This is a genomic window from Actinospica durhamensis (assembly GCF_018139695.1).
Lineage (GTDB): Bacteria > Actinomycetota > Actinomycetes > Streptomycetales > Catenulisporaceae > Actinospica > Actinospica durhamensis.
This window is the reverse complement of record NZ_JAGSOG010000062.1, coordinates 25,636-36,188: the sequence shown is the minus strand read 5'-3', so window position 1 is coordinate 36,188 and position 10,553 is coordinate 25,636. Positions and strand designations below refer to the sequence as shown.

The window sequence follows — 10,553 nt, the reverse complement described above, 5'->3', positions numbered from 1 at the left end:
TAAGAGACAGGTGCGGGCCACCTACGCGGTGAAGCCGTTCATGATCGCGGTGGGTTCGCGGGTGGTGGAGTCCCAGGCGCCCATGGCGTAGGTGGTGAACGGCGAGTAGACCTCGGGCTCCCAGTACAGCAGCCCCTGGCCGCCGTTGGCCTTGAGCGCGGTGGCGTAGGCCTCGAGTGCGGATTCGGTGCTGCCGACCTTGCTGACGTCTCCGCCGAACTCCACCTGCATATAGGGCTTGCCGTAGGCGTTGGAGATCTCGGCCATGTTGGCGACGATCCCGGCCGCGACGCTCGCGCTGCCGTAGGAGGAGAAGCCGTTCATGTCCCAGGTTCCGCCGTTGCCGCTGAAGGCGCTGAAGAACGTGGTCATCGAGCTGTAGTTCTGCGGCTGGGCCAGGTGGATCACGACCTGGGCGCTGGGGAAGACCTCTTTGACCATGTCGTGGGCGGCGTTGAGCAGGCCGGTCATCTGGGCCGGATTGGACACGCTGCCGACGGGGTGGCAGATCCCGGAATTGATCTCGTTGCCGATCTGCACCCAGGTGGGCGTGACGCCGTTGTACTTGATCACATTCATCGTGTGATACACGTAGTTGTACATCGCGGTCAGCATCTGACTGTAGGTCATGCTCGCCCACGCGGCGGGCGGGTTCTGCACGCCGACCGAGTTCCAGGTGTCGCCGAAGTGGTAGTCGATGTTCACGGCCAGCCCGGCGGCCTTGGCCCGCACGGCCATCGCGGCGGTCTCGTCGATGCTGCAGTGCCCGTTGACCGGGTCGCTGGACGGGTTGACCCAGGTGCGCAGGCGCACCGCGGAGAGCCCGTAGCCCTTGAGGATGGTCAGGATGTCCTCCTGCACCCCGCTCGCGTTGAGCCAGGTGTAGCCGGTGGCCTCCATCTGCGGCACCCAGCTGACGTCGGCGCCGGCGTAGAAGGTGGCCGCCGCGGCCGACGGCGCCGAGCCAAGGCCGCCGAGGGCCAGCGCTCCGGCCCCGATCGCCGAGGCCTGCAACAGATTCCGCCTGGTCAATCCTCGTCCGCCCATCGTGACTCCTTTGTCGCGGGTTCCGTGAACGCTCCCAGAAAACCTACGGAGATCTCGGCCGTCCGGCAACAGTATTCTGAGAGGCCTTGAACCCGCCGTCCGCTCGCAGCCCGCCGCGCATCACTGAGCTGGCAAGATGAAGTACCAAGTCGATCGCATAGATGCTCGAGGACTGAATCTTTCATGCGTCCGGCGGCCCGAGGCCCGGGAGCGATCACAAATCAGTGCACGGTGACGGGTCGAGGTGTCCGGAATCCGCATCGGGGAGAAACACACCACATACAATCGGTTCCGTGTTGCTTTCCCACCGGGCGGACCCGCACGGCTCGGCCGGATAGCATGTTCGTGGGCTGAGGGTGGGGAGAGTGCGGACATGACGGAAGGCACCAGGCCGCAGGCGTACGGGGCGGATTTCGAGGCCCCGGAGCGGATCGGGACGTTCGAGGTGCTCGGGGTGCTCGGCGGCGGGGCGATGGGGCGGGTGTTCCTCGGGTACGACCAGGCCGTCGGGCTCGCCGCGGTCAAGGTCATCCGGCCGGAGCTGGCGGCCGACGCCACCTACCGGGAGCGCTTCGTCCGGGAGATCCGCGCGGCGCGGCGGGTCTCGGGCACCCACACCGCGCGGGTCATCGGAGCCGAGCCCTTCGCCGCGCCGCTGTGGCTGGCCACCGAGTACGTCGCGGCGCCGACCCTGGGCGAGCTCGTCGAGGCCTGCGGACCGCTGCCGGAGGACTGCGTGCGCCGGCTGGCCGACGGCTGTATACGCGCCCTGATGGACGTGCACCGGGCCGGCCTGGTGCACCGGGACGTGAAGCCGGGCAACATCCTGGTGACCGCGTCCGCGCCGCTGCTGCTGGACTTCGGGCTCGCCTACGCGACCGACTCCGGGCACCTGACCCGCAGCGGGACGCATCCGGGGACCCCGGCGTTCATGGCGCCGGAGCAGATCAACCGGCGCGAGGAACCGACCGCGGCCACCGACGTGTACGCGCTCGGCGCGACGCTGATCTTCGCGGCCTGCGGGCACCTGCCCTTCCCCGGCCCGGGCGTCGAGGCCACCATCTACCAGCTGATGACGAGCGCGCCGGATCTCAGCGGCGTGCCCGAGCGGCTCGTGGCCACCCTCACCGCCTGCCTCGCCCGCGACCCCGCGGACCGGCCCGCGTGTGCGGAGCTGCTGGACGCGCTCGCCGCGGACATCGGCGACACGCCGCTGCCGGAGGCGGGCCTCGCGCTCATCGCGAACCGCGCCGCCGAGGGGGAACGGCTGCGCGAGCAGTACGGGCTCGCGGACGACGCCGGTCCCGGGCGGACGCACGTGACGCACGTGGGCGAGCAGCCCTCGGCCGGGCACGCGCATCGCAATCCGCGCAAGCCCCCGCGCCGCAAGCACAACTCCTCCCGTCGGGGCGCGGGCCGGACCTGGATGGCGGTGGCCGCCTCCTCGACCGCCGTCCTCGGCATCGCCGCAGGGCTCGTCTACAGCGTGGTCCACGCCTGGCCCACCCCGTCCCCGGTGCAGACGAGCAGCTCCCTGGCCGCGGCCGGGGTCAGCGGCCAGAATCCGCCGCCGCCGAACCAGGGCGGGCAGGGGAACCCGCCGCCGAACGCGCCCAGCCAGAGCGCGGCGTACCCGGCGACGCTCACCGTCACGCCCGGGACCGGCGGAACCCGCGGCGTCTTCACGGTGCGGGGTACCGGCTGGCCGCCCGGACGCCTGGTGTGGATCATCCTGGAGACCTCGGCGGAGGAGCCGTTCAGCGTCTACGCCGCGGCCGACGGGTCGATCCTGGCCACCGTGGACCCGGCCACCCAGGAGCACCGGGCGAACGCGACCCCGGGCGACTACGTGGTCGAGGCCGAAGCAGGGCCCATCCAGGCGCTCGCCTCCTTCACCGTCTCCGTCGCCGCCACCTCCGAGGGCACCGCCACGGGCACCGCCACCGCCACCGCCCAGAACTGATCCGGGCCCGCACCCGCGTAAAGGCGCGCCGCCGGGGTACCCGGGCTCACCCACGGTGCGCAGGGCGACGGAGGCGAGCGGATGCTATCGGCACGCGAGGAGCAGATCCTCAGTCTGATCGAGCAGGAGTTGGTGTTCGAACACCCCCGATGGGCCATGCGCTTCGACCGGCTGAAGAAGAAGCCGAGCAGGCGCCGGCGCCGACGTTCCGGCGACGACGCCTGACCGGCCTGGCCCCTGGCTCACGGGACGTACTCAGCAGTCGGATTCAGTGACCGTACCCAGGGGCCGTACTCAGTGGTGCCGCGGCTCGTGCCGCGGATGCAGCCAGCCGAACGGCTTGTGCCCCTTGCCGTGCTGCGCCTGGTGGCGGCGCGGCTTGGCCGGATCCGGCGCCGCGTCACGCCGTTCGCGCGCGTGCGGATCGAGACCGTGGGGATCGCCGAGCTCCGACCGGAAGAACTGGCCTCCGCCCTGCATGGGGTCCTCCTCATCGTCGAACGGAACGAGATCGATCGTGTGACCCGATCCCGCGGCCGCCAAACCCGAGCCGCCGTTTAGCCCGCGCCGCGCCGAGCATGGGGAGGTGCGGACCGCGCGAAGGGCGCACGGACCGGAGCGAAGGGAGTCGGGCGGATGGCGCGCTCGCGGCGCACGAGCAGCAAGCGTAGGAGCAGGAGATCGTCGCGCGGCGGCGGCTACGGCGTGTTCCTGGCGTTGGCGGCGGTGATCGTGTGTGCGTACGCGTATCTGCACGCGCACAACGGAAAACTGCCCAGCCTCGGCTCGGGCTCCGGATCCGGCTCGAACAGCGCGACGGGCCCGGCCACCAGCGCCGGTTCCGGCGCCGACACCGGCGGCGCGACCACGTCCGGCGCGTTCGTCTTCGCCACCGGCACCACCAGCGAGCCGACCTTCTACCGCTTCATCGACTCCGCGCACACGAACATCGACATGACCATGTACGAGCTCAACGACACCGCGGCCGTCAATGACCTGATCGCACGCAAGAAGGCCGGGGTGGACGTGCGGGTCATCCTGGACCAGAAGGAGAAGAGCACGAACCAGTCCGCGTACGCCGCGCTGACCAAGGCGGGCGTCGGCGTGGTCTGGTCCTCCACGGCCTACTCGTACACGCATCAGAAGACGTTGACCGTCGACGGCCGCGAATCGCTGATCCTCACCGGCAATCTGACCTCGAACTACTACTCGCTCACCCGCGACTTCGGCTACTTCGACACCGACAGGAAGGACGTGGCGGCGGTCGTCACCGTCTTCGACGCCGACTACGCGCACAAGTCGGTCACCCCGTCGGACGCCGACGACCTGCTCTGGTCCCCCACCACGGCCCAGGACCGGGTCCTGGCGGTGATCAACGGCGCGCACAAGAGCCTGGACGTGGAGGCGGAGGAGTTCAACGACACGGCCGTGGTCAACGCGCTGGCGGCGAAGGCCAAGGCCGGGGTGGCGGTGCGGATCGTGGTGGAGTCGCCGTCGCAGTACAAGAGCTCGATAGCCAAGGTGGTCGCGGCGGGCGGCAAGGTGGTCGGCTACTCCTCTTCCACGGGCCTGTACATCCATGCGAAGATCGTGGTGGCCGACTACGGGCTGGCCGACCAGACCGTGGAGCTCGGCTCGATGAACATGACCTCGAACTCGCTCAACCAGAACCGCGAGCTCGGCATCGTCCTGCGGGACAAGCCGGACATCGACCTGATCGAGCATCAGGTCTCGGCCGACTTCGCGGGCGGGACCAAGGTGTGAGTACCCGACTTCGGGGTATTGCGTTCGCCCGGGAGGACGGAATGCGCGAGCAGCTCAGGGAGCGGGTTCGGCGGACGCCGAAGGACGCCGAGGCCGTACCCAAAACGGAACCGAAGCCGAAGCCGGTACCGAAACCCAAGGCGGAGCCCAAGGCAGAGCCGAAGGCCAAACCGGTACCGAAACCGAAGGCGGAACCCAAGCCGAAGCCGGTACCGAAGCCGAAGCGGAAGCCGGCCGCGGACGCACCGGCGCAGGCCGCGCCGCGGACGCGGCTGCACTGGCAGTCGCGCGGGGAGCGCGCGGCGAAGGCGATGCTGCGCAGCCTGGCGCTGCTGCTGCTGGTCCTGGGCGTGCTCGAGCTGCTGATGATCACGCTCGTGCCGACGCCCGGGGCGGTCGCGTTCAGCCATCCGAACCTCCATCCGCTCGCCGCGATCCGCCTCTACCTGCGGCTGGGGACCATCCAGGAACAGGTCTTCCAGATCGGCGGCAACGTGGCGCTGGGGTTCATCCTGGGCTTCCTGCTGCCGCAGATCACCCCGCATCTGCGGGGCCTGATCCGGGTCGAGGCGTTCACGGCGCTGTTCGTGGCCGGGGTCGAGGGGGTGCAGTACCTGTTCGTCCCCGGCACGCCGCTGACCGTCGACGTGCTCATCCTCACCGCGGTCGGCGCCGCGCTCGGCTACGTCCCGCTCGGCCGGATGTTCGGCATGCGGCTGCATCCGCAGCACCTGCACTGGTGGCAGCGCAGGCTTGCCCGCTCGGCGGCCCGCCGCCGTGGTACGAAGAGCGCGTGACCCCGCGAGCCGAGCCGCTCACCCCAACCACGCCGCGTCCGCTGCGCCGGACGCTGCTGTCCCAGTCCTGGCTGGACCTGGCCTTCCTGCACTGGGCCGTGCCGCCCGCCGCGGTCGAGCCGCTGCTGCCGGCCGGATCCGTGCCCGACGTGCTCGACGGGGTGACGTACGTGGGCCTGATCGCCTTCCGTATGCACCGGATCGGCTGGGGCACGCTGCCGGGGCTGCCGTATCTCGGCACCTTCCCGGAGACGAACGTGCGGCTGTACTCGGTGGACGAGGCCGGGCGGCGCGGCGTGGTGTTCCGCTCGCTCGAGGCCTCGCGGCTGCTGCCGGTGCTCACCGCACGCATCGGGTTCCGGCTGCCGTACGTGTGGGCCGAGATGTCCGTCGAACAGCGCGGCCGGGAGTTCGACTACGCCAGCCGGCGCCGCTGGCCCGGGCCGCGCGGCGCGCACAGCCGGATCTCGATCCGGATCGGCGAGGAGATCGAGCAGCCCGGCGAACTCGAGCACTTCCTCACCGCGCGCTGGGGGCTGCACAACTCCTGGCTCGGCCGCCCGATGTACCTGCCGAACGAGCACCCGAGCTGGCCGCTGCACCGGGCCGAGCTGCTGCGCTGCGACGAGGACCTGGTGCGCGCCGCCGGGCTGCCCGCGCTCGAGGAGCTGGCCGGGCCGCCGGTGAGCGTGCTCTACTCGCCCGGTGTGCCGGTCCGCTTCGGGCCGCCGCTGCCGCGTACGGACCGCTGATCCGGCCGGCTGCGCCACGCGCGCCGGTTATGCCGGAAATTGTCGGTGGGCCGAGGCAGGATGGTCCCATGACTCTGACAGGACGTATCGAAGCGGTCGTACTCGACACCCTGGACGTCGACCGGCTCGCCGACTTCTACGGCGACCTGGCCGGCTGGAAGGTGCTGCGGCGGGACACGGAGTGGATCACCCTGGAGACCGACGACGGACGGCGGGTCTCCTTCCAGCTCGTCCCCGACCACCTCGCGCCGCGCTGGCCCGGCCAGGAGCTGCCGCAGCAGTACCACCTCGACCTCCAGGTGGACGGGATCGAGGAGGCGGCCGAACGGGCCGTCAGGCTCGGCGCCACCCGGCTGGCCACCGGCGCCTCCTGGATCACCATGGCCGACCCGGCCGGACACCCGTTCGACCTGTGCCAGAAGGACGGCCTTGGCGAGGCGGTGGAGCTGTTCGCGATCACCGTGGACGCGCCGGACGCCTCGGCCCTTGCCCGGTTCTACGCCGACCTGCTCGGCATCGAGGTCACCTACGAGGGCCCGGAGGGCGCGCTGGCGGCGGGCGGGGTCACCAGCCTGATGTTCCAGAACGTGACCGGCTACACCCCGCCCGCGTGGCCCGATCCCGCGCGTCCGCAGCAGTTCCACCTCGACATCCTGGTCGAGGACCTGGACGCGGGCCAGGCGCGGGCGGTGGAGCTCGGGGCCACCCGGCTCGAGGGCGGCAACGACAACTTCCGGGTGTTCGCCGATCCGGTGGGCCACCCGTTCTGTCTGGCCCTCGGCGACTGAGCGGCCGCGCCGCGCCGGATCTGAGCCCCGCTCAGCTCCGGCCGCGCCGGCGGCGCGGACGGCGGCGGTCGCGGGCGCGATGGCCCCGCCCGTGACCGCCCCGCCGCACGCGAGCCTGCCGCCTTTGTCGTGGAATGCGATCAGGACGGCGGGCTCGGCGTAGGATGTGAATCATGCTTGATCGACCACTGACGTTGATGGCGGTGCACGCCCACCCGGACGACGAGGCCACCACGACCGGCGGAGTGCTGGCGCGCTACGCCGCCGAGGGTGTCCGCACCGTACTGGTGACCTGCACGGACGGAGCCTGCGGGGACGCGCCGGGCGGCATCAAGCCGGGCGAGCCCGGGCACGACCCTGCGGTCGTGGCGGCGCTGCGGCGCGAGGAGCTCGCGGAGAGCAGCGCCGTGCTGAGGGTGAGCCACCTGGAGATGCTCGGCTACGCCGACTCCGGCATGATGGGCTGGCCGCAGAACGACGCGCCGCACGCGTTCTGGCGCACCCTGGTGGCGGAGGCGGCGGCCCGGCTGGCCGAGCTGATCCGCATCCACCAGCCCGACGTCGTGGTCACCTACGACGAGAACGGCTTCTACGGCCACCCCGACCACATCCAGGCGAACCGGGTGACCATGGCCGCGCTGGAGCTCTCCGGCAGCCCGGCCAAGGTCTACTGGACCACCGCGCCGCGCTCGATGATGGCCGAGTTCCAGCGGATCCTGATCGAGGAGGCCGGCGCGGACTGGGACGAGCGGGAGGCGGCGCAGCAGGCCGAGGCGGCCGAGGCGCCGCCGGAGATCGGCCTGCCGGACGAGGAGATCACCACCTGGGTCGACGTGGCCGCCTACGGCCCGGCCAAGTTCAAGGCGCTGCAGGCCTATGCGAGCCAGAGCGACAGCATCTTCTTCCTGAACCTGGGCGAGGAGCGGTTCACCGCGCTGATGGGCCGGGAGACCTTCGTGCGGGTACGCGACACCACCGGCGCCGCGCTGCCCGAGGACGACCTGTTCGCCGGCCTGCGCTGAGGCCGACGAACAAGGGTTTTGCCTGCCGCCGGGGCGCGCCGCTACGCGTCCCGGCGGCGCAGCGCGAAGGCGCCCGCGGCCACGGCGGCCGCCGCCCAGGCCGCCAGCACGCCGAGGCCGGCCCACGGGCTGAGCGGCAGTGTGCTGACACCCGTGGTGTTCTGTACCAGCAGCCCTGCGCTCATCGGCCCGATCTGGAGCAGGTGCCGCTGCCAGACCGGGTCGCTGACCACGTGGGCCAGCAGCGGGAAGAGGTAGAGCAGGGCGAGCACCGCGCCGATCGCGATCGCGCTCTCCCGGACCAGTACCGCGATCCCCATGCTCAGCAGGGCGATCAGGGCGAGGTAGAGCACTGATCCCAGGGTGGCGCGCAGGGTGCTGGCGGCGGTCAGGGCCATCGCCGGGTAGCCGGCGGCCTGGGTGTAGCCGTGGCCGACCAGGATGGCCCGCCCGAGCAGGAACGCGCCGAACACCGCGGGCACGGCCGCGGCGCAGGCCAGGCCGACCGTGACGCAGGCCTTGGCGGCCAGGGCGACGCCGCGCCGCGGGATCGCGGTGAGCGTGGAGCGGATCATGCCGGTGGCGTACTCGCCGGAGACCGCCTGGACGGCCAGGATCGCGACCACGGCCTGGCTCAGCTGGACGCCGCCGAGGGTGAGCTTCACCCCGTCCTCGCTCTGGTGCGCCGCGAGCGCCGCGGAGGCGGAGGAGGCCAGGGCCGAGGCTTCGGCGACGACCGCGCCCAGACCGATCGTCAGCAGCGCGACGGCCAGCAGCAGCCAGGCCGGTCCTGCGACGGTGCGGGCCTTGGTCCACTCGGCGTGCAGGGCGTACCTCATGCGGTCACGTCCCGTCGCCGCAGCACCAGCCAGGCCGCGCCGAGCGCGAGCGCCGCGTAGGCGCACAGCACCGCGAATCCGGCCCACGGCGCGAGCGGGTAGTACCCGCCCCAGGGCTGGTAGATGCCGTCCACCTGCGGATAGACCGGGATAGTCTGAGCGATGGCGAACCCCGCGGCGGGGGTGACCCGCAGCAGCCAGTCGGCCGCTCCCCCGGGCAGCAGCGAGCCGACCGCGAGCAGGTACGGCAGCACCGCGAGCACCAGCACCGTCGTGATGACGACCGCGCTGCGGCGCACGATCACGCCGACGGCCACGGCCAGGACCGCGAAGACGGCCAGCAGCAGGGAAATGCCGAGCACGACCCGGGCCTCGGTCAGCGCACCGACCTTGTACAGCGCCCCGGCCGGCCACATCCGGTCGAACAAGGGCACTGCGATGGCGGAGGCGACCAGGCCGACCGTGAACGCGGCGGTCCCGACCACCAGCGACTTCGCGGCGAGCAGGCGGCCGCGGCGCGGGCTCGCGGCCATGGTCGGGCCGAGCAGCCGGTGCTTGAACTCGGCCGTGACGAACTGGGTGGCGAGCACGGTGAGCACGATCAGGGCGAGGAACGCGCCGGACTCGGCGATCTGGGAGGTGTCCTGCAGGCCGGCCTCGGGGGCGATGTCGCCGGAACCGCTGACCACGTAGGCGGTGTCGGCGTCGGTGCCGTCGCCGGAGTCCGCGGCGTAGCTGCCGGTGCCGTAGTCGAAGGCCGTGCCGGTCCACGCCCCCTGCGGCCAGTCACCCTGGAGGGCGACGTGGTCCATCCGGGCGCTCGCCGTGCTGTTGTAGGCGCTGCTCTCGAGGCCGCCGAGCAACTGCGTGTTCTGCGAATACTCGGGGGACGCGGCGAACATGCCCGCCTGCACGCTCGTGCCCAGCCCAGGCAGCGTGGCCGTGCCCAGCTCGGTCCAGTTCGAGCCGTCGGCCGACTCGTAGCCGGTGATGACCTCGCCGGAGCGGGTGAGCCGGAGCCAGCGGGGGTCGTCCTGGGTCGCGGCGGCCGAGCTGCCCGCGATGTCGTGCGTGTAGTCGTACTGCATCCGCACGCCGTGGCCGGAGGTGGCCAGGACCGCCGCGTACGCGGAGCCGGGGGTCAGACTCGTCTTGAGGATGATCCCGGCCTTGCCCCACGTCTCGGCGGCGCCGGGGTTCGGGGCCGGCTCGTGCGGGCCGGCGGGAGAGAGCGTGTCGGTCATGGCCGCGATCCGGACCGTGATGGACCCGTCGCCGTCAAGGGTCTGATGCACGAAGTAGAAGCCGTCGGTCACCGGGATGCCGCTCGGGGCGTAGGTCGGATCGCTCGGACCGGCCGAGCAGACGCCGTTGACGCAGTTGCCGCCGTTGTGCCCGCCGGAGAGCGACATCAGCACCATGAACACGACCGCGCCGACCAGGCCGAGCGACCAGCCGCGCACGGTGCGGAACTTGGTGAGCTCGGCGTGTACGAGCTGCGCGAAGCCCGCCCTGCTCGGCGGCAGGGTACTGCGATATGAGGCGGTCGGCGCGGGCCGGGCGAGATCGAGGTCCGTCATC

The 10,553-nt window shown here is 71.6% G+C and carries 11 protein-coding genes; 7 read left to right on the top strand and 4 right to left on the bottom strand.

Going from position 1 to position 10,553, the window contains the following annotated elements; translation table 11 throughout:
* Positions 1 to 21: 21 nt before the first annotated feature.
* Complete coding sequence (locus KDL01_RS14985) at positions 22 to 1,047, bottom strand: glycosyl hydrolase 53 family protein (protein ID WP_212529092.1); 1,026 nt, start codon at positions 1,045 to 1,047, stop codon at positions 22 to 24.
* 373 nt (positions 1,048 to 1,420) lie between these two features.
* Here KDL01_RS14985 and KDL01_RS14980 point away from each other — a divergent pair, with 373 nt between their 5' ends.
* Positions 1,421 to 3,010, top strand: a complete 1,590-nt coding sequence (locus KDL01_RS14980; RefSeq protein ID WP_212529091.1) for a serine/threonine-protein kinase — start codon at positions 1,421 to 1,423, stop codon at positions 3,008 to 3,010.
* Positions 3,011 to 3,091: 81 nt separating this feature from the next.
* Positions 3,092 to 3,235: a DUF3040 domain-containing protein gene (locus tag KDL01_RS14975; RefSeq protein ID WP_212529090.1), complete on the top strand. Its 144-nt coding sequence runs from the start codon at positions 3,092 to 3,094 to the stop codon at positions 3,233 to 3,235.
* A gap of 69 nt (positions 3,236 to 3,304) precedes the next feature.
* On the opposite strand, the gene KDL01_RS14970 is transcribed toward KDL01_RS14975, so the two are convergent.
* Positions 3,305 to 3,490, bottom strand: coding sequence for a hypothetical protein (locus KDL01_RS14970; protein ID WP_212529089.1), 186 nt, complete (start codon positions 3,488 to 3,490; stop codon positions 3,305 to 3,307).
* Positions 3,491 to 3,646: 156 nt separating this feature from the next.
* Here KDL01_RS14970 and KDL01_RS14965 point away from each other — a divergent pair, with 156 nt between their 5' ends.
* From KDL01_RS14965 to KDL01_RS14945, 5 genes are all read left to right on the top strand, one after another.
* Positions 3,647 to 4,774 (top strand): phospholipase D-like domain-containing protein, encoded by a 1,128-nt coding sequence (locus tag KDL01_RS14965; RefSeq protein ID WP_212529088.1) that lies wholly within the window; start codon positions 3,647 to 3,649, stop codon positions 4,772 to 4,774.
* 311 nt (positions 4,775 to 5,085) lie between these two features.
* Positions 5,086 to 5,571 carry a VanZ family protein gene (locus KDL01_RS14960; protein ID WP_212529087.1) on the top strand — a complete coding sequence of 162 codons (486 nt, stop codon included), beginning with the start codon at positions 5,086 to 5,088 and terminating at the stop codon, positions 5,569 to 5,571.
* On the top strand, positions 5,568 to 6,323 hold the full coding sequence (locus tag KDL01_RS14955) for a YqjF family protein (protein WP_212529086.1): 756 nt from the start codon (positions 5,568 to 5,570) through the stop codon (positions 6,321 to 6,323). Before KDL01_RS14960 ends, KDL01_RS14955 begins: the two co-directional genes overlap by 4 nt.
* Before the next feature lie 68 nt (positions 6,324 to 6,391).
* Positions 6,392 to 7,111 carry a VOC family protein gene (locus KDL01_RS14950; RefSeq protein WP_212529085.1) on the top strand — a complete coding sequence of 240 codons (720 nt, stop codon included), beginning with the start codon at positions 6,392 to 6,394 and terminating at the stop codon, positions 7,109 to 7,111.
* A gap of 173 nt (positions 7,112 to 7,284) precedes the next feature.
* The gene (locus KDL01_RS14945; RefSeq protein WP_212529084.1) at positions 7,285 to 8,133 is read left to right on the top strand and encodes a PIG-L family deacetylase; all 849 of its coding nucleotides are present in this window, start codon (positions 7,285 to 7,287) and stop codon (positions 8,131 to 8,133) included.
* A 41-nt stretch (positions 8,134 to 8,174) separates the two neighbouring features.
* Here the strand turns inward: KDL01_RS14945 and KDL01_RS14940 are convergent, their stop codons facing one another.
* Together KDL01_RS14940 and KDL01_RS14935 are read right to left on the bottom strand one after the other, a co-directional pair.
* A complete protein-coding gene (locus KDL01_RS14940) occupies positions 8,175 to 8,972 on the bottom strand; it encodes an ABC transporter permease (RefSeq protein ID WP_212529083.1) in 798 nt (265 codons plus the stop codon).
* Entirely contained in the window at positions 8,969 to 10,552 is a 1,584-nt protein-coding gene (locus tag KDL01_RS14935; protein WP_212529082.1) for a DUF1349 domain-containing protein, read from the bottom strand. The genes KDL01_RS14940 and KDL01_RS14935 overlap by 4 nt, the downstream gene beginning before the upstream one ends.
* Position 10,553: the final 1 nt, after the last annotated feature.